Source organism: Kitasatospora sp. NPDC090091, assembly GCF_044747365.1.
Lineage (GTDB): Bacteria > Actinomycetota > Actinomycetes > Streptomycetales > Streptomycetaceae > Kitasatospora.
The window spans coordinates 277,461-296,336 of sequence record NZ_JBIVDY010000008.1; the positions used below are offsets into that span (position 1 = coordinate 277,461).

At 74.4% G+C, this 18,876-nt stretch carries 16 protein-coding genes and 1 tRNA gene; 15 read left to right on the forward strand and 2 right to left on the reverse strand.

All coding sequences use genetic code 11. The features are described from left to right. Positions 1–29 precede the first annotated feature (29 nt). From rsmA to ACIPSC_RS16775, 7 genes are all read left to right on the forward strand, one after another. Positions 30–938: a 16S rRNA (adenine(1518)-N(6)/adenine(1519)-N(6))-dimethyltransferase RsmA gene (gene rsmA / locus ACIPSC_RS16745; protein ID WP_400826365.1), complete on the forward strand. Its 909-nt coding sequence runs from the start codon at positions 30–32 to the stop codon at positions 936–938. Further along, the gene (locus tag ACIPSC_RS16750) at positions 935–1,858 is read left to right on the forward strand and encodes a 4-(cytidine 5'-diphospho)-2-C-methyl-D-erythritol kinase (RefSeq protein WP_400826367.1); all 924 of its coding nucleotides are present in this window, start codon (positions 935–937) and stop codon (positions 1,856–1,858) included. The genes rsmA and ACIPSC_RS16750 overlap by 4 nt, the downstream gene beginning before the upstream one ends. 146 nt (positions 1,859–2,004) lie before the next feature. Beyond that, on the forward strand, positions 2,005–3,825 hold the full coding sequence (locus ACIPSC_RS16755) for an ABC-F family ATP-binding cassette domain-containing protein (RefSeq protein WP_400826368.1): 1,821 nt from the start codon (positions 2,005–2,007) through the stop codon (positions 3,823–3,825). Between the two features lie 356 nt (positions 3,826–4,181). Further along, positions 4,182–4,757: a hypothetical protein gene (locus ACIPSC_RS16760; RefSeq protein ID WP_400826369.1), complete on the forward strand. Its 576-nt coding sequence runs from the start codon at positions 4,182–4,184 to the stop codon at positions 4,755–4,757. Between the two features lie 43 nt (positions 4,758–4,800). Next, positions 4,801–6,429: a WXG100 family type VII secretion target gene (locus ACIPSC_RS16765; RefSeq protein WP_400826370.1), complete on the forward strand. Its 1,629-nt coding sequence runs from the start codon at positions 4,801–4,803 to the stop codon at positions 6,427–6,429. 239 nt (positions 6,430–6,668) lie between these two features. After that, entirely contained in the window at positions 6,669–8,006 is a 1,338-nt protein-coding gene (locus ACIPSC_RS16770; RefSeq protein WP_400826371.1) for a S8 family serine peptidase, read from the forward strand. Between the two features lie 183 nt (positions 8,007–8,189). Beyond that, entirely contained in the window at positions 8,190–9,575 is a 1,386-nt protein-coding gene (locus ACIPSC_RS16775) for an MFS transporter (protein WP_400826372.1), read from the forward strand. 13 nt (positions 9,576–9,588) lie between these two features. Here ACIPSC_RS16775 and ACIPSC_RS16780 read toward each other — a convergent pair whose 3' ends face one another. Continuing rightward, the gene (locus tag ACIPSC_RS16780; RefSeq protein ID WP_400826373.1) at positions 9,589–10,185 is read right to left on the reverse strand and encodes a flavodoxin family protein; all 597 of its coding nucleotides are present in this window, start codon (positions 10,183–10,185) and stop codon (positions 9,589–9,591) included. A gap of 184 nt (positions 10,186–10,369) precedes the next feature. Between ACIPSC_RS16780 and ACIPSC_RS16785 the strand changes: the two genes are divergently transcribed. The 4 genes from ACIPSC_RS16785 (at position 10,370) to galE (ending at position 12,954) form a co-directional block, all read left to right on the forward strand. Further along, the gene (locus tag ACIPSC_RS16785) at positions 10,370–10,780 is read left to right on the forward strand and encodes a winged helix-turn-helix transcriptional regulator (RefSeq protein ID WP_400826374.1); all 411 of its coding nucleotides are present in this window, start codon (positions 10,370–10,372) and stop codon (positions 10,778–10,780) included. A 119-nt stretch (positions 10,781–10,899) separates the two neighbouring features. Next, positions 10,900–10,972: transfer RNA gene (locus tag ACIPSC_RS16790), tRNA-Thr, on the forward strand. 157 nt (positions 10,973–11,129) lie between these two features. Further along, entirely contained in the window at positions 11,130–11,798 is a 669-nt protein-coding gene (locus ACIPSC_RS16795) for a LuxR C-terminal-related transcriptional regulator (RefSeq protein ID WP_400826375.1), read from the forward strand. Between the two features lie 193 nt (positions 11,799–11,991). Further along, on the forward strand, positions 11,992–12,954 hold the full coding sequence (galE, locus tag ACIPSC_RS16800) for a UDP-glucose 4-epimerase GalE (protein ID WP_400826376.1): 963 nt from the start codon (positions 11,992–11,994) through the stop codon (positions 12,952–12,954). 122 nt (positions 12,955–13,076) lie between these two features. Here the strand turns inward: galE and ACIPSC_RS16805 are convergent, their stop codons facing one another. Beyond that, on the reverse strand, positions 13,077–13,736 hold the full coding sequence (locus tag ACIPSC_RS16805; protein WP_400826378.1) for a TetR/AcrR family transcriptional regulator: 660 nt from the start codon (positions 13,734–13,736) through the stop codon (positions 13,077–13,079). 65 nt (positions 13,737–13,801) lie between these two features. On the opposite strand from ACIPSC_RS16805, the gene ACIPSC_RS16810 reads away from it, so the two are divergent. The 4 genes from ACIPSC_RS16810 to ACIPSC_RS16825 all read left to right on the forward strand — a co-directional run bounded on the left by ACIPSC_RS16810 (position 13,802) and on the right by ACIPSC_RS16825 (position 18,829). Continuing rightward, on the forward strand, positions 13,802–14,434 hold the full coding sequence (locus tag ACIPSC_RS16810) for an NADPH-dependent FMN reductase (RefSeq protein ID WP_400826457.1): 633 nt from the start codon (positions 13,802–13,804) through the stop codon (positions 14,432–14,434). Between the two features lie 80 nt (positions 14,435–14,514). Further along, positions 14,515–16,035 (forward strand): DHA2 family efflux MFS transporter permease subunit, encoded by a 1,521-nt coding sequence (locus tag ACIPSC_RS16815; RefSeq protein ID WP_400826379.1) that lies wholly within the window; start codon positions 14,515–14,517, stop codon positions 16,033–16,035. A 187-nt stretch (positions 16,036–16,222) separates the two neighbouring features. Further along, positions 16,223–17,182, forward strand: coding sequence for a LuxR C-terminal-related transcriptional regulator (locus tag ACIPSC_RS16820; protein ID WP_400826380.1), 960 nt, complete (start codon positions 16,223–16,225; stop codon positions 17,180–17,182). A 60-nt stretch (positions 17,183–17,242) separates the two neighbouring features. Continuing rightward, entirely contained in the window at positions 17,243–18,829 is a 1,587-nt protein-coding gene (locus ACIPSC_RS16825) for a polysaccharide biosynthesis protein (RefSeq protein WP_400826381.1), read from the forward strand. Positions 18,830–18,876 lie beyond the last annotated feature (47 nt).

The following is an 18,876-nucleotide window of genomic DNA, read 5'->3' on the forward strand; positions in this document are numbered from 1 at the left end:
CGGGGCCGCCGCGCCCGTATCCTTGGCGCGTGAGCACCACCGATCCCACCCCTGACAGCCGCCCCCAGTCTCCGGCCGGGGGGACCCCCCTGCTGGGCAGCGCGGACATCCGGGCACTGGCGGACGCGTTCGGCGTGAAGCCGACCAAGCAGCGCGGGCAGAACTTCGTCATCGACGGCAACACCGTGCGGCGGATCGTCCGCGCCGGCGGGGTGACCGGCGAGGACGCCGTGGTGGAGGTCGGGCCGGGGCTCGGCTCGCTCACCCTGGCGCTGCTGGAGGTCGCCGAGCACGTCACGGCCGTCGAGATCGACCCGGTGCTGGCCCGGCACCTGCCGGACACCGTCGCCGCCCGGATGCCGGAGAAGGCGGACGCCTTCGACCTGGTGTTCAGCGACGCCATGGAGGTCACCGAGCTGCCCGGGCCGGCGCCGACCGCACTGGTCGCCAACCTCCCCTACAACGTGGCCGTCCCGGTGCTGCTGCACATGCTGGCGACCTTCCCCAGCATCGAGCGCACCCTGGTGATGGTGCAGAGCGAGGTCGCCGACCGCCTCGCCGCCAAGCCCGGCAACAAGGTCTACGGCGTCCCGTCGGTCAAGGCCAACTGGTACGCGGACGTGAAGCGGGCCGGCGCGATCGGCCGCAACGTCTTCTGGCCCGCCCCGAACGTCGACTCCGGCCTGGTCTCGCTGATCCGCCGGGAGCCGCCGAAGACCACCGCCACCCGCGAGGAGGTGTTCGCGGTCGTCGACGCCGCGTTCGCCCAGCGCCGCAAGACCCTGCGGGCCGCCCTGGCCGGCTGGGCCGGCTCCCCGGCCGGAGCCGAGCAGGCGCTCGCCGCCGCCGGCATCGACCACAAGCTGCGCGGCGAGATGCTGACCGTCGAGCAGTTCGCCGCCATCGCCGAGCACAAGCCAGCGAAGGACTCCGAGTGAGCGTCACCGTCCGCGTCCCCGCCAAGGTCAACGTCCAGCTGGGGGTCGGCGGCCTGCGCGCCGACGGCTTCCACGACCTGGCCAACGTGTTCTTCGCGGTCGCCCTCGGCGACGAGGTCACCGCGACCGCCGGCACCGGCGTCACCCTGACCTGCTCGGGGCCGGACGCCGCCGTCGTCCCGCTCGACGACAGCAACCTCGCCGCCCGCGCCGCCCGGCTGCTCGCCACCCACCACGGCATCGCCGACCCCGGCGTCCACCTGCACATCGCCAAGGCCATCCCGGTGGCCGGCGGCATGGCCGGCGGCAGCGCCGACGGCGCGGCGGCCCTGGTGGCCTGCGACGCACTGTGGGGGCTCGACACCCCGCTCGACACCCTGCTGGAGCTGGCCGCCGAGCTCGGCTCCGACGTACCGTTCGCGCTGCTCGGCGGCGTCGCCCTGGGCCGCGGCCGGGGCGAGATCCTGGAGGCCCTGCCGGTCGGCGGGACCTTCCACTGGGTCTTCGCCGTCGCCGACGGCGGGCTCTCCACCCCGGCCGTCTTCCGCGAGTGCGACCGCCTCCGCGACGAGGCCGGCACCGGCTCCAGCGACACCGACGTCACCACCCCCGACGCCGACCCGGCGCTGCTCGCGGCCCTCGCCGACGGCGACGTCGTCGCCCTGGCCGAAGCGCTCGCCAACGACCTCCAGCCGGCCGCCCTCTCGCTGCGGCCCGCGCTCGCCGACACCCTGCGGGCCGGCACCGAGGCCGGCGCGCTCGGCGCGCTGGTCTCCGGCTCGGGACCGACCTGCGCCTTCCTGGCCAAGGACGCCGACGCGGCCGCGGCGGTCGCCGCGGCGCTGCGGGCGTCCGGCACCTGCCGGGCGGCGCACGCCACGTACGGGCCGGTGCCGGGCGCGTCGGTCCTGGGGAGCTGACCCGCCCCCGGCCAGAGCCGGGGGCGGCCGGGGCGGGGCGCCGCCCGGCCGGGGACGGCCGACCGGCCCCCGGGCGGCCGACTAGGCTGGGGAGGATCGCGGCTCCCTCCGAGCCCCGAGCCCGTCGAACCAGGAGCGCAGCACACGTGGCCGTCAACCTCGCCACCATCGAGTCCGTCACGAAGGTCTACGGCACCCGGGCCCTCCTCGACGGGGTCAGCCTCGGCGTCAGTGAGGGGGACCGGATCGGCGTCGTCGGGCGCAACGGCGACGGCAAGACCACCCTGATCCGGATGCTCGCCAAGCTGGAGGAGGTGGACAGCGGCCGGATCACCTGGTCCGGCGGCCTGCAGCTCGCCGTCCTCACCCAGCACGACTCGCTCGACCCGAAGGCCACCATCCGGCACGAGGTCATCGCCGACCGCGCCGACCACGAGTGGCTCGGCGACGCCCGGATCCGCGACATCATCGAGGGCCTCTTCGGCGGCCTCGACCTGCCCGGCTTCGCTGACGGCCTGGACACCGTCATCGGCCCGCTCTCCGGCGGCGAGCGCCGCCGGATCGCCCTCGCCAAGCTGCTGCTCGACTCGCCCGACCTGATCGTCCTGGACGAGCCCACCAACCACCTCGACGTCGAGGGCATCGCCTGGCTCGCCAAGCACCTGCAGAACCGCCGCTCCGCCCTCGTCTGCGTCACCCACGACCGCTGGTTCCTCGACCAGGTCTGCACCCGGATGTGGGACGTCCAGCACGGCTCCGTGCACGAGTACGAGGGCGGCTACTCCGACTACGTCTTCGCCCGCGCCGAGCGCTCCCGGATCGAGGCCGTCGAGGAGCAGAAGCGCCAGAACCTCGCCCGCAAGGAGCTCGCCTGGCTGCGCCGCGGCGCCCCCGCCCGGACCTCCAAGCCGCGCTACCGGATCGAGGCCGCCAACGCCCTGATCGCCGACGTGCCGGAGCCGCGGGACAAGAGCGAGCTGATGAAGTTCGCCAACGCCCGGCTCGGACGGACCGTTTTCGACCTGGAGAACGTGACCGTCAAGGCCGGCCCCAAGCTGCTGCTGGAGAACCTGACCTGGCAGCTCGGCCCCGGTGACCGGATCGGCCTGCTCGGCGTCAACGGCGCCGGCAAGACCTCGCTGCTGCGCGCCCTGCGCGACGCCTACGCCTCCGAGGGCGACGTGCAGCCCGCCTCGGGCGTCATCAAGGTCGGCAAGACGGTCCGGCTGGCGTACCTCTCGCAGGAGGTCGCCGAGCTGGAGCCGACCATCCGCGTGCTGCAGGCGGTCGAGCAGGTGCGCTCGCGGGTCGACCTCGGCAAGGGCCGGGAGATGAGCGCGGGCCAGCTCTGCGAGCAGTTCGGCTTCGGCAAGGACAAGCAGTGGACCCCGGTCGGCGACCTGTCGGGCGGTGAGCGCCGCCGGCTCCAGCTGCTGCGGCTGCTGATGGACGAGCCCAACGTCCTGTTCCTGGACGAGCCCACCAACGACCTCGACATCGAGACGCTCAACCAGCTGGAGGACCTGCTCGACGGCTGGCCCGGCTCGATGGTCGTGATCAGCCACGACCGGTTCTTCATCGAGCGGACCACCGACGTGGTGCACGCGCTGCTCGGTGACAAGCGGATGCGGATGCTGCCGAACGGCATCGACGAGTACCTGGAGCGGCGCGCCCGGATGGCGGCCACCGCGGCTGCCACCGCGTCCGCCGCCGCTCCGGCACCGGCCGCGGAGGCCGGGGCGCCCGCGCTGTCGGCCGGCGACGTGCGCGCGGCGAAGAAGGAGATGCAGAAGCTGGAGCGTCAGATCGCCAAGCTGGACGAGAAGGAGTCCAAGCTGCACGCTCAACTCGCCGAGCACGCCGCCGACTTCTCCAAGGTCGCGGAGCTGGACACGCAGCTTCGCAGCGTCCGGGACGAGAAGGAGGAGCTGGAGATGAGCTGGCTGGAGCTGGCCGAGCAGGTCTGAGTCGTCCGAGTTCCGTTCGGCGCCGGGCCGTGCGGCGGGTTTCGGACCCGCATGCACGGCCCGGCGGTGTTCAGGGGCGGCGGCGTTCGGGGCGGTGGGGGCCGGTAAGGCCTGGGCGGCGTACGGGTTCTGGGCGCAGGACGCGAGTTGTACGTGTCAAGTTCGTACCGATCGCGCACAGTCGTGCCATGGGCCCTGCCGGTCCGACGGAGGCGGTGGTTACGATGGCGGGGGTGCCTGCCGTCCCCTCGGGTGGGGCCGGTGCACCGGTAGGACTGTAGGACCGAGAAGTTGACGGTGTGTTGCGGGGCGCGGGGGCCTGGGGTCGCCCGCGCACGGGGGAGAGGTGGATCGCGGTGGCAGACGCGCCTGCAGGCGACGGTACGAGCACGACGAACGGCGCGGCGACGCCGCCCCTGGACGACAAGCCGTTCTCGCTCGGACACGACAACCACGGCGGCTGGTTCGGCGCCGTGTTCGGCGTTGCCGACAAGATGGTCCGGGCCGCGGAGACAAGCACCAGCGCGGCCGCGCTGGTGTCCGCGTTCGGTGGCAAGAACGTCCAGGTCGAGCTGAACACGCTGATCACCTTCACGAACAAGGTGAAGGGGCTGCTCGACCAGATGGAGGGTTCGGACGCCGCGCAGGACAAGCTGCAGCAGCAGCGGCTGCACGGAGACAACTTCGGCAAGGACTTCTCCCAGTCCACCGATGTGACGTCGGCCTACCAGCGGACCCACAACGAGCTGGTGAACATGCACCAGGTCTTCGTGAAGCAGATCGAGGCCATGCAGGCGGCGGTCTCGAAGGCGGCGGCCAACTACGCGGGCAACGAGGAGCACACGACCGCCGCCCATCAGGCCGTGGCGAAGAACAGCGGTTTCGGCGGGTCGCCGAGCGGCAGCCCGGGCACGCAGACCGGTGGGCTGTGACGGTGGCACGGCGCGACACTTCGACTGACACGGGGAGCATGTGATGGCAGGCGGAACGAACTTCGAGGCCAAGGGCCACGAACAGCTCAGGGCCATGGTCGCCAGTGCCGACCCGAGCAAGGTGCTGAGCCGGGGCAGCCGGCTGAAGTCGGCCGGCGAGGTCCTGAAGGAGCTCAGCGCGGCCCTCAAGTCCCACGTCGACCAGATCCAGTGGGAAGGGCCGGCGGGCGAGGCCTTCAAGGCGTGGGCCGGGAACTTCCACAAGTCGGGTGCGGCGCTGGCCGAGTACTCGATCGGCGTCGGCGACGCGATCCACCAGGCCGGCGAGGCGCTGAGCACCGCGAAGACCGCGGTGCCCGAGCTGCCCAAGACGGAGATCGCCACCGTCAGCAAGCACAAGAACCAGTCCGTCCCGTACCTGCCCTCCGACTTCGAGGCCAAGTACGGGGTCGGCTCCACCGTCGACTCGGTCATGAAGCAGGCCAACCCCAACTGGGTGACGGGGGCCGAGGCGGCGGCGGCGCAGAAGAAGGTCGAGCAGGAGCACCAGGAAGCCATCAACCAGATGGTGAAGCTGGGGCAGGCCTACGACGCGGTGGCGACGAAGCTGAACGCGCTGGAGACGCCGGCGGAGCTGAAGCCGCCGGGGAGCAACGACAACCGCGGCGGCCTTGAGGAGGTCGGCGGCGGTGGCAGCGGTGGTACGGGCTCCGGCGGTACCGTCCGCACCCCGCACGGCGGTGTGGGCGGCGGTGGCGGCAGCTACAGCCCGCCCGGCAACCACGGTGGTGGTGGCGGCTCGGTGACGCCTCTTCCGCGCACTCCGGGCCCCGACGGCCCCAACCAGCCGGGGCGGATCGACCCGGTCCCGCCGCACAACGGGCCGACCCCGCTGCCGCCCACCCCGTCGCCCGGGCCGGCCCCGGTGCCGGTCATCCCCGACCGGCCCGGCACCGACCTCAACAGCCTGCCGCCCGTCACGACGCTGCCCAACCAGACCGGTCCGATCGGCCCGGGCGTCCCGGGCAGCCTGCCGCCGAGCTACCCCGGCGGGCAGCAGGGCTACCCGAACGGACCCGGCGGCGGTCCCGCCTTCCCGGGCACCGGGCCGCTCCCGTTCGGCCCCAGCGGCGGCTCCGTCCCGCTCAAGGGCACCGGACCGACGTCGGGCCGCACGAGCACCTTCGGCGGTGGCAACGTGCCGTCGAAGAACGGCACGCCGGGAACCCCGGGCGGCGGCCCGGTCTTCGGCCAGCAGCCCCAGACCGGCCAGGGCGGCAGGAGCACGGCGGGCGGCGGCGGCATGGGTGGCGGCATGCACCCGGGCGCCGGCGGCCACGGCGGCGGCGGTGCCTCCGGCGGCAGCGCGCGCGGTCGCGGGCTGACCTCCTTCGGCGGCGGCACGGTCGGCGGGCGCAGCGGTCCCAAGGCGGGTGGCGAGTTCACCCCCGGCGGCACGGGTCTGCGGAACCGCTCCGCCGCGGGCGCGGGCGGCGCGGGTGCCGAGGGCGGGGCGCGCTCCGGCCAGAACGGCATGATGGGCGCCCCCGGCACGTCCGGAGGCCCGGGCAAGAACGAGCGCGACCGCCGCAAGCGGGCGGACTACCTGCACGAGGACGAGGAGACCTGGACCAGCGGTACGCCGCGGAGCAACCCGGACGTGATTGAGTAGGTAGTGACGACTGCCCGGCCACTGGGCCCACCCCGGTGGCCGGGCAGACCTGTCCGGGGGCTGCGGCCCCCGGCCCACGGGGAGACTGACGAGGAGCAGTGATGCGGCGAACTGACACGGGGAGGCGCGGTCGCGGGTTCGCTGCGGCACTCTTGGCCGCCGGTGTGGTCGCGGGGCCGGCCGTGGCGCCGGCGGCTGCGGCGGACTCGATCCGCGCGCAGCAGTGGCACCTTGACGCGATGCACGCGCCGGAGATGTGGAAGACCACCAAGGGCGAGGGCATCACGGTCGCGGTGATCGACAGCGGGTTCAAGCTGGACCACCCGGATCTCGTCGGGCAGTTCCTGGAGGGCAAGGACTTCAGCGAACTGCCGGGCGGTGTGGGGACCTACACGAGCGGCCACGGCACCGCCATGGCGGCCCTGATCGCCGGCTCCGGCAAGGGGATGTCGGGGAACGGAGCCTACGGCCTGGCCCCGGGCGCCAAGCTGCTGCCACTGAAGGTCAACGGCGGTGAGACGGACGGTGGGGTCACGACGAGCGTGGCGCTCCGCCAGATCGCGCAGGCCGTGACCTACGCGGCCGACAACGGCGCCAAGATCATCAGCATCTCCCAGGGCACCGACGCCTCCTGGGCGACGGCGGCCGACCTCGCCACCGCGAACACCGCCATCGCCCATGCGGAGGCGAAGGGCGCGCTGGTCGTGGCGAGCGTCGGCAACTCGGCCCAGCAGGGCAATCCGGTCGAGTACCCGGGCGCGCTCCCCCATGTGGTGGGTGTCGGTGCGGTCGACCGGAACAGCTCGACCACGGACGAGTCGGAGCGGGGGCCGCAGGTCGACCTCGTCGCTCCCGGGATCGACATGTTCGGGGCCTGCACCGCTTCGTCCGGCTACTGCAAGGGCCACGGCACCTCCGACGCCACTGCGATCACCTCGGCGTCGGCGGCGCTGGTCTGGTCGGTGCACAAGGACTGGAGCGCCAACCAGGTGCTGCGGGTGCTGATGAACACGGCCGGGAAGCCGGTCGACGGGTCGGCCCGTACCGATGCCGTCGGCTACGGCACCGTCCGCCCCCGGATCGCCCTGACGACGCCGGGCGACCCCGGGCCGGCGGACGTCTACCCGATCCAGGAGAAGGCGGCCGAGCCACCGGCCGCCTCCTCGCCGGCCACGGCGTCCTCGCCGTCGGCCTCACCGCAGGCGACCGTGCCGTCGACGGCGCCCTCGGCCGCCGGGAGCCCGGCGCCGGGCGGCGACAGCACCCCCGTGGGCACGCCCGCGGCGCAGCCGAAGGCCGACGGGGCGTCCGACTCCGACAGCGTGGTGCCGGTCGTGGCGGCGGTGGTCGGCGCTCTGGTGCTGGTCGCGGTCGTGGTCTTCTTCGTCCTGCGCCGGCGCGGCGCGGCGTCGGCGGCTCCGTCCGCGGCCCCGTCCGCGGCCCCGCCCGGTCCGGCCGCGCCGCCGGTGCCCCCGGCCCCGGTCGGGTACCCGCCGCAGCAGGGCGGGCCGGCGGTGCCGCCGCCGCCCGCGTACGGTCCGCCTTCTCCGCCGAGCGACAACCCCTACGCGCGGTAGCCGGGGGGTACGCGTCATCTGCCCGGCCGTCGGGAGTTTGATCCCGCGGCCGGGCAGTCGCGTTTCCGGGTGCGCGCACCGTGGCGCGCGGAGCGCGCGGCCGGGGCGGGCAGGCGCGGATGTGCGCGGGCTTCACCCGGGTGGCGCTGTCGCGAGGGGTGAGCCGGTCGCCAGGGTGGCGGTATGGATACGCAGGACGCCCGGCGGGCGGCGCAGTTGCGGAGGGCCGCGGCGGCGGCCCTGATCGGCACGGCGATCGAGTTCTACGACTTCTTTCTCTACGGAACGGCAGCAGCGCTCGTCTTCGGGCCGGTGTTCTTCCCCGAACTGGGCACGGTCGGGGCGCTGTTGGCGGCGTTCTCGGTGTACGCGGTGGCGTTCCTGGCACGGCCGGTCGGCGCGGTGGTGTTCGGGCACTTCGGGGACCGGCTGGGGCGGAAGGCGACGCTGGTGGTGTCGCTGCTGCTGATGGGGCTGTCGACGGCGGCGGTCGGGCTGCTGCCGGGGTACGGGGCGTGGGGGTGGTGGTCGCCGGTCCTGCTGGTGGTGCTGAGGGTCTGCCAGGGCGTCGGGCTGGGCGGGGAGTGGGGCGGCGCCGCGCTGCTGATCGCGGAGAACGCACCGGCCGGGCGGCGCGGCCGCTACGGGGCGTACCTGCAGCTCGGGCCGACCAGCGGCTTCGTGCTCGCCAACGGGGTGTTCCTGGTGCTGCGGCTGACCCTGGACGAGGGGGCGTTCCACGCCTGGGGCTGGCGGGTGCCGTTCCTGGCCTCGCTGGGGCTGGTGGCGGTGGGGCTCTTCATCCGCCTGCGGCTGGAGGAGACGCCGCTGTTCCGGGCCGAGGCCGAGGCCGGCGTCGGGGCCGGCGTCGGGGCGGGCGCGCCGTCGCGGGCGGGCGCCGTACCGGTGCTGGAGGTGCTGCGTGACCACTGGCGCACCGTGCTGGTCGGCTGCGGCGCGATCACCGTGGGCTACGCGCTGTTCTACGTGACCACCACCTATGCGCTGGCCTACGCGACGACCGGGCTCGGGGTGTCGAGCACGGTGGTGCTGTCGATGCTGCTGCTGGGCGCGGTGGGGAAGGGCGCGACGGTCTGGGTGAGCGCGCGGCGCAGCGACGCCTGGGGCCGGCGGCGGACGCTGCAGGGGGCCACGGTGCTGGCGGTGCTCTGGTCGCCGGTGCTGTTCCCGCTGTTGGAGACGGTGCGCCGGCCGCTGATGTTCCTGGCCCTGGCGGGTGCCCTGGTGGTGCTCGGCTGCCTGCTCGGGCCGGTGGCGGCCTACCTGCCGGAGCTGTTCCCGACCCGGGTGCGGTACACGGGCGCCGCGCTGACGTACAACCTGGGCGGGGTGGTCGGCGGTGCGACCACCCCGCTGGTGGCGACCCGGCTCACCGAGACGTACGGGACGGCGGTGCCGGTCGGCTGGTACCTGGTGGTGCTGGGCGTGGTGGCGCTGGCCTGCCTGCGGCTGCTGCCGGAGACCAGCGGCGCGGATCTCGCGCAGGCGGGGGCGGCGGACGCCGGACGCCGCCGGACGCCCGTGCTGGGCGCTGATCCGGCGGCGTAGGGAGCGGCCGGCGTCAGGCGGCCAGGGCGGCGCGGCCGGCGAGCAGGACCGCGGTGTGCCGGGTGACCCGCTCGCCGAGGTGCTCGGCGGTGGCGATGTCGGCCTTGTGCACGGTGTCGGTGCCGCCGTCGGCGGGGGTGGAGGCGGCGGCGCCGGAGGAGAAGCCGAGGCGGTTGAGGTCGTCCTCGGTGCCGGCGCTGGAGTTCCAGCCGGGCTTGAGGCCCAGGTTGACCCAGCTCATGGCGTGCTGGGCGGCCAGGGTCTGGAAGAAGCCCAGGGTGCCGGCCTTGTCGCCGCTCTTGGACGCGGAGTTGGTGAAGCCGGCGGCGACCTTGTCGCGCCAGGCGTCGCTGAACCAGCGCTTGCTGCTGGCCTCGGCGAAGACGTGGAAGGCGCCGGAGGCGGTGCCCATGTAGGTGGGCGAGCCGAAGACGATCGCGTCGGCGGCGTCGAGCTGCGCCCACTGCTCGTCGGTGATGGTGTCGACGGAGACGGTGACGACCTCGGCACCGGCGGCCGCGGCGCCGCGGGCGACGGCCTCGGCGATCACGGCGGTGTGGCCGTAGCCGGAGTGGTAGGCGATGGCGACGGTCGGGCGGACAGCGGTCATGACGGGTGCTCCTCGGCGACGGCGGGGGAGGGACAAGGGGGACGGGCGGCAAGCGGGGGCAACGCCGTACGGGCGCGGCCTCCCGGGCCGATGGTCTCGAATATAGACCAGGTCTCCATCAGTTACCAAGGCTGGGATGGTTACCAAGGGGGAAATGGAGACTCGTCCGGCTACCCTGGAGGGCATGACCACACAGGAGCAGCCTCCGGCCCTGGCCGAGGAGACCCGGGAGCTCGACGTCCTCGCCCGGTGCTGTCCCAGCCGGGCCGTGTTCGCCGAGCTGGTGGACAAGTGGTCGATGCTGATCCTGATGAGCCTCACCGAGTTCGGGCAGCAGCGGTTCTCCGAGCTGCAGCGCGGAGTGGACGGCGTCAGCCGCAAGATGCTCACCCAGTCACTGCGCACCCTCGAACGGAACGGGCTGGTGAAACGCACCGTGCACCCCGAGACGCCGCCCCGGGTGGTCTACGACCTGCTGCCGCTCGGCCGGGAACTGGCCGCCCTGGTCGCGTCGGTCGGGCGCTGGACCGAGGAGCGCACCCCGCTGATGCTCGCCGCCCGCGCCGAGTTCGACGAGGCCCACCCGGGCTGCTGACGGGCGGCAGGCCGCCGCCGGCGGGGACCTGGGGCCGATTTCCCTTCCCGGTCGTCGGCCGTGTAATGTCTTCCTTGTTCGAGCGAGCGAGTGAGCAAGCGAGAACGACAAGAGAGCAAGCCCCTATAGCTCAGTCGGTAGAGCGTCTCCATGGTAAGGAGAAGGTCTGCGGTTCGATTCCGCATGGGGGCTCAAGTGAAAGACCCTCGCCCAACGGCGAGGGTCTTTTTCGTGTGCCGGTCCGGAGGCGGCCTAGCGGGTCGGGCCCGGAATGCGCTGTGATGGTGCGTCACCGGCCGCCTGCCCCACCGGGTACGGGTGCGGGCCGGACCCCGACCGGGAGGGTGTCATGGGCGTTCGACTCGTGGTGGTCGACGACCACCGGCTGCTCGCCGAGGCCCTGGCCGCCGCGCTCCAGCTGCGCGGCCACCGGGTGCTCGCGGTCGGCTCGCCGGCCGGCGCCGCCGCCGACCTGGTGGCCGGGCGCCGCCCGGAGGTGTGCCTGCTCGGGGTGGCCGCGCCGGCGGAGCCGGGGGCGTTCGACGGGCTGCGCCGGATCCGGCGGGAGCGGCCCGAGGTGGCCGTCATCGTGCTCGGACCGGTCGGTGAACTGCGCGGTGTGGCGGGCGCGTTCGCGGCGGGGGCGGCGGGCTACGTGCCCAGTGACGAGCGGATCGAGGTGGTCGAGCGGGCCATCGCGCGGGCGAGGGCGGGCGAGGCGGCGGTCGCGGCGGAGGTGCTGCGCGGCGCGTTCGACCAACTGCTGAGCCCGGCGCCCGAGTCGGACGACGAGGCCGTCCGGCTGCTGCGACTGCTGACCCGCCGTGAGGTCGAGGTGCTGGCCCGGATCGCGGAGGGCGAGGACACCGCGGCGATCGCGGCCGGGATGCGGATCGCGGCCAGCACCGCCCGGACGCACGTCCAGCGGGTGCTGATGAAGCTCGGCGCGCGCACCCGGCTGGAGGCGGCGGCGGTGGCCGCCCGGACCGGACTGCTGGACCGGGTGGCCCGCGACTGAGGACTGACGGACGGGCGGGGGCAGGGAAGGCCCGGGGGCGCCGCGGCCCGGCCGGACCGGCCGCAGGCGGGTTCGCCGGGGGGCGCCCCGGGCGGTCCGGAGCACCCCCGACGGCCAGGGACAATAGGCCCAGTCCTACGTACGTCACCGATGGCCGCCGACCCGGCGGACATCGCCCGCTGGAGGTCTCATCATGAGTAAGTACCTGGTCACGGGTGGCGCCGGCTATGTCGGCAGCGTGGTCGCCGCCCACCTGCTGGAGGCGGGGCACCAGGTGACCGTCCTGGACGACCTCTCCACCGGCTTCCGCGAGGGCGTGCCGGCCGGCGCCGAGTTCGTCGAGGGCCGGATCCAGGAGGCCGGCAAGGTCCTGGACGCCTCCTTCGACGGCGTGCTGCACTTCGCCGCCTCCTCGCAGGTCGGCGAGTCGGTGGTGGACCCGGAGAAGTACTGGCGCAACAACGTGGCCGGCTCGCTGGAGCTGATCAGCGCGATGCGCGCGGCCGGCGTGCGCAAGCTGGTCTTCTCCTCCACCGCCGCCACCTACGGCGAGCCGGAGGTCGTGCCGATCGCCGAGACCGCCCGCACCGCGCCGACCAACACCTACGGCGCCACCAAGCTGGCCGTCGACCACCTGATCACCAGCGAGGCCGTCGCCCACGGCCTGGCCGCCGTCTCGCTGCGCTACTTCAACGTGGCGGGCGCGTACGGCGCCTACGGCGAGCGGCACGACCCCGAGTCGCACCTGATCCCGCTGGTCTTCCAGGCCGCCCTCGGGCAGCGCCCGCACATCGCGGTGTACGGCGACGACTACCCGACCCCGGACGGCACCTGCATCCGCGACTACATCCACGTCGCGGACCTGGCCGACGCCCACCTGCTGGCGCTGGACGCGGCCAAGCCGGGCGAGCACCTGATCTGCAACCTGGGCAACGGCAGCGGCTTCTCGGTGCGCGAGGTGATCGAGTCGGTCAAGCGCGTCACCGGCCGGGAGATCCCGGTGCAGGTCGCCGGCCGCCGCGCGGGCGACCCGGCCGTGCTGGTCGCCTCCGCCGACCGCGCCCGCGAGGCCCTGGGCTGGACCCCGCGCCGTCCGAACCTGGACGACATCGTCGCCGACGCGTGGAAGTTCACGTTGGAGAAGAACGGCCTCTAGGAGTCCCGCCCCCGCGGGGGCACCCGAAGCGCCGCCCCGGCCGTCCGGGGCGGCGCTTCGGCGTTTCCGCAGGCCCGGGCGCACGGCCCGGCCGCGGTCCCGGCCGTCCCGCCGCGCCCGCGCTACCGTGCCGCAGGCGCCGCGTAGGCGCGCAGGAAGGCCTGCACCCCGCTGGTGATGATCTCCTCGGCCGTCGCCGGGTCGATCGGGTGCGCGCCCCAGTACGTGCGCTGGGTGATCGCGCTGCCGGTGAGCTGCACGAAGTGCTCGGCGGCCCGCACCGGATCGGGCGCCACCAGCAGCCCGCGGTCGGCCAGCTCGCCGAAGCCGGCGGCCAGCTCCCGCAGCGCCCGGCGGGGCCCGGTCTCCTGCCAGGCCTCCAGCAGCTCCTTCGGCAGGTGCCCGGCGTCGGCGTTGATCTGCCGCACCAGCGCGAAGTGGTCGGCGAACCGGCCGAGCACCTTCACCCAGGCCAGCGCGAGCGCGGTGAGGTCGGCCTCCAGGTCGGTGACCTTGGCCAGGTTGCGCTCCACGACGTCCAGGTGGGCGTCGCTGACCTGGGCCGCGCTCTCCAGGACGACGGTCCGGAAGAGCAGCTCCTTCCCGGCGAAGTGGTTGTAGATGGTGCGGGTGGAGACCCCGGCCTCGGAGGCGATGGCGTCGATGCTGGCGCGGGAGTAGCCGTCCCGGCCGAAGACCGTTCGTGCTGCCCCCGTGATGGCTTCGCGCTTCTCGGCGAGGCCGCGGCGGGGCTTGGCGGGGCTCTCGTTCTCACTGGTCACGGGCCGACCTCCAGAACTTTGCAGTCATCGTTGTACTTATTGCCATGCACGTTGTACTGTACCTGATGTGCCGCCGGACCGGGCGGCAGCAACGAACACCCGATCCGGAGGCTGCTGTGCCCGAGACCCCTTACCGCGTCGCCGTCATCATCGGCAGCAACCGCCGGGGCCGCTTCGCACCGAACGTCTCCGACTGGTTCCTGCGCACCGCCGCCGACCGGAGCGACCTCGACCTCGACGCGGTCGACCTCGCCGAACACCCGCTGCCGGACCTCGGCAACGAGCCCACCCCCGAGCAGGCCGAGGTGCTGGCCGCGCTCTCGCTCCGGCTGGCCGCCGCCGACGCCTTCGTGGTCATCACGCCCGAGTACAACCACAGCTTCCCCGCCGTCCTGAAGAACGCCATCGACTGGCACAAGGCCGAGTGGGAGGCCAAGCCGGTCGGCTTCGTCTCCTACGGCGGCATCGGCGGCGGGCTCCGCGCGGTCGAGCAGCTCCGGCTGGTCTTCGCCGAGCTCCACGCCGTCACCGTCCGGGACACCGTCAGCTTCCACGGCGCCTGGGCCGCTTTCGGCGACGACGGCGAGCCGGTCGCCCCCGCCGTCCCCACCGGCGCGGCCAAGGGCATGCTCGACCAGCTCACCTGGTGGGCGCGGGCCCTGCGGGACGCCCGCACCGCCCACCCGTACGGCGCCTGAGCCGCGCCCGACCGCCGGGGCCGCGCAACCGCCGGACGCCACCGCCGTGCGCCGCCCCGGCCCATCACCAGGGGGGACCGATGAGCACCACCGCCGCACCCGCCACGACCACACCCACACCTGCCGCCGCCCGGGCCGCCGCCGCACCCACCCCGCGCACCGCGGCCGTCGCAGCCGTCGTGGTCCTCGGCTCGCTGATGACCGTCCTCGACACCACCATCGTCAACGTCGCCCTCAACCGCCTCGCCGAGGACTTCACCGCCCCACTGGCCACCGTCCAATGGGTCACCACCGGCTACACCCTCGCCCTCGCCACCGTCACCCCGGTCACCGCCTGGGCGATCGGCCGGTTCGGCACCCGCCGCCTCTACCTCACCGCCCTCGCCCTCTTCGTGCTCGGCTCCGCCCTCGCCGGCGCCGCCTGGGACGCCCCCTCGCTGATCGCCTTCCGGGTCCTCCAGGGCCTCGGCGGCGGCATGGTGATGCCGGTCGGCATGACCGTCCTGATCCGCGCCGCCGACCCGGCCCGCACCGGCCGCACCATGAGCGTGCTCGGCATCCCCGTCCTGATCGGCCCGCTCGCCGGCCCGTTGCTCGGCGGCCGGCTCGTCGACGAGGCCTCCTGGCGCTGGGTGTTCCTGATCAACCTGCCGATCGGCCTGCTCGCCCTGGCCCTCGCCGTCCGGCTGCTGCCCCGCGACACCGGCGACGGCCGCCGCCGCCGCCTCGACCTGCCCGGCCTGCTGATGCTCTCCCCGGGCCTCGCCGCCCTGATCTACGGCCTCGCCGCCGGCGCCGAACACGGCGGCCCCGCCACCCCGGACACCCTGCTGCCCACCCTCACCGGCACCGCCCTGGTGGCCGGATTCGCCGTCCGCGCGCTGACCGCCCGCCACCCCCTGATCGACCTGCGCCTGCTGCGCCGACGCGCCTTCGCCGGCCCCGCCGCCACCCTCGCCCTCTTCGCCTGCGGCTACTTCGGCTCGATGCTGCTGCTCCCGCTCTACTACCAGCTGGTGCGCGGCCAGAGCGCCACCGACGTCGGCCTGCTCGGCATCCCGCAGGCCCTGGCCACCGGGATCACCATGCAGGTCGCCGGCCGGCTGACCGACCGGATCGCCGCGGGCCGGATCGTCCTGACGGGCGCGGCGCTCGCCACCACCGGCTTCCTGGCCTTCACCCTCCGGATCGCCGCCGACACGCCGTACTGGCAGCTGATCGCCGCCCTGGTGCTGATGGGCACCGGCGTCGGGATGACCATCATGCCGACCATCGCCGCGGCCACCCGCGGGGTCGCCCCCGCCGACGTCCCCGCCGCGACCACCCTGGTCACCATCGTCCAGCAGGTCGCCGGCTCGACCGGCACCGCGCTGATGTCCGTGCTGCTCACCGGCGCCCTGGCCGGCCACCTGCCCGGCGGGGGAGGCCCGGCCGCCCTGCACGGCCTGGACACCGCGGCCCGCACCGCCCTCGCCCCCGGCCTCGCCGCCGCATTCCGGGACACCTACGGATGGGCCGTCGCACTGCTCGCCCTCGCCCTCCTGCCGGCCCTGCTGCTCCCCCGCAGGGACCCCAAGTCACGCCAAGTACGCACCTCCTGACGAAACTTCACCAAACCCCCACCGAGCCGCCCCCCACCCCGTACGCTGATTCCGGTACCGGTGGGGGTCGGTGCCGTCGGCCTTCGCGGCACCGGGAGGCGGACGGCGGACGAGTGCCCAGGTCACGGCGGTGCAACCGGGTGGTCGCCCCGGGGCACCGGCCCGGTCCGGGCAGGGGGGAGTGACGATGGGGCGGATCCGCGTCCTGGTGGTCGACGACCACCGGATCTTCGCCGAGGCGCTGGCGGCGGCACTCGCCGCCGAACCCGACGTGGAGGTCGGCGCGGCCGGCAGCGCGGCCGCCGCCGAGCGGGCGCTGGAACGCGCCGCCGTCGAAGGCCGCGGCTACGACGTGGTGCTGATCGACGCCGACCTCGGCGCCGACTCCGCGGCCGCAGGCGCCCGCAAGCCCCGCCGGCCCGGCGCCGACCCGCCCGAACCCGCCCGCCGCCGCCCGTCGGCAGCCGTACCCGCACCCCGGCGCCCGGCCACCCCGCCGGCCCACGTCCCACCCTCGCACCCGCACCTCACGTCCGCGCACACCCCGCAGGCGCACCTGCCACCCGCGACCCACCCCGCGGCCACCCCGCACCAGCCCGCGGCCACCCCGGCACCCGACGGCATCACCCTGCTCGCCCGGGTCCGCCGAAACCACCCCGCCCTGCGCGCGATCGTCCTGGCCACCGCCGACGACCCGCACCGCGCCGCCCGCGCCCTGCACGCCGGAGCCACCGGCTGGGTGGCCAAGGAGAGCTCACTCGCCCGCCTGCTCGCAGTGATCCGCGGCGTGCTGCGCGACGAGACGCACCTGCCGCCCGCCCTGCTCACCGGCGTCATCCGCGAGCTCACCACCGCCCGGCGGGACCGCACCGAGAGCGAGCGCCTGGTCGACACGCTCACCCCGCGGGAGAAGGAGATCCTGCGCTGCATGGTCGCCGGCCTCGGCCGGCAGGCCGTCGCCGAGCGCCTCTACCTCTCCCCGCACACCGTGCGCACCCACATGCAGAACGTCCTCGGCAAGCTCGGGGTGCACTCCACCCTCGCCGCCGTCGCGGTCGCGCGCCGGGCGGGCGTCAGCCCCTCCGAACCGGCCGCGCCCACAGCCCCGCCGTCCGTCGCCTCGACCACAGCTCCCGGCGCCGGCTGATCCGCCCGTAACACCCAGGTACGGCTCAGGTCCGTCACGTCAGGGAAATCCGGAGGACAGATGTCGCCGCACAGCACTTCCGCACGCCCGCACACAGCCCAGGAACACCGAACAACCGAGGCCGGCCCGCGCGCCGGCGGCCCCGGCCCGGCCCGGAGCGCACCGCCGGCCGGCCTGCGCACCCTGGTGGTCGGCGCCGGCGCGGCCGGTACCGCCCTGGTCCGCGACCTCGGCCGGACGCCCGAGTTCGGCCTCGCCCCGATCGGCCTGCTGGACGACGACCCGGCCAAGGCCGGACAGTCGGTCGACACCGTCCCCGTCCTCGGCACCCTCGCCGAACTCACCGGACTCGCCGTCCACCACCGCGCCCAGGTCGTCGCGCTCGCCATCCCCGGCCTCGCCCCGCAGCGGGTCCGCGCACTCGCCACCGCCGCCGCAGCAGCCGGCGCCGCCGTCCGCTACCTGCCCTCCTTCCTCGCCGCACTGCGCCGCGAGGTGGTCGGCTCGGACATGCGCAGCCTGGACGTCAACCGGCTGATCGGCCGGCACGAGGTGCACGTGGTCTCCGCCGACGTCCGAGACGTCATCGAGGGCCGCAGGGTCCTGGTCACCGGCGCCGGGGGCTCCATCGGCAGCGAACTCTGCCGCCAGGTCCACGCGTTCAACCCGAGCGCGCTCTACATGCTCGACCACGACGAGTCCAACCTGCACCGGCTCCAGCTGGAGATCTGGGGCGAGGCGCTGCTCACCGACGAGTCCCTGGTGATCGCCGACATCCGGGACCGCCCCCGGATCCAGCAGATCTTCCGCGACCTCAAGCCGGACGTGGTGTTCCACGCCGCCGCCCACAAGCACCTGCCACTGCTGGAACGCCACCCCAGCGAGGCGGTCAAGTCCAACGTGCTCGGCACCGACCACCTGGTCGAGGCCGCACTGGCCACCGGCGTCGAACGGTTCGTGCTGATCTCCACCGACAAGGCCGCCGACCCGACCTCCGTCCTCGGCGCCAGCAAGCGCCTGGCCGAACTGATCGTGCAGGCCAACGCCCGGGACGCCCGCAACCTCGGCACCGGCGTCTTCTCCGCGGTCCGCTTCGGCAACGTGCTGGGCTCGCGCGGCTCCCTGCTCTCCGTCCTGGCCGAACAGCTGCGCAGCGGCGGCCCGGTGACGATCACCCACCCCGACGTCACCCGGTTCTTCATGACCATCGAGGAGGCCGTCGGCCTGGTCCTGGAGTCCGGCCGGATGGCGCACGGCGGCGAGGTGTTCGTCCTGGACATGGGCGAGCCGGTGCGGATCGTCGACCTGGTGCACAACTTCGCCGAGCAGGTGCAGCTCGGCCGGGACGAGGTGGAGATCCGCTACACCGGCCTGCGGGCCGGCGAGAAGCTGAACGAGGCGCTGTTCTCCGAGGGGGAGGAGCGGCTGCCCACCGCGCACGCCCGGATCTACGCCACGGTGGCGGAGTCCGCCTCCGGCCCGGACGACCTCGCGGGCGGGCTGACCGGCCTGTACGCGGCGGCGGCGGGCAACAGCGACGGGGAGGTGCGCCGGCGGCTGGCCGAGCTGCTGCCCGGCTACCGGACGGCGGAGGCCGAGCCGGCCCCGGTGCCCGCGCTCAGCACCCCGTACCCGGACGGGTTCTGAGCCCCGCCGGGCCCCGCGGTCGGGGCGGGCCCGGCCCGTGCCCGGTC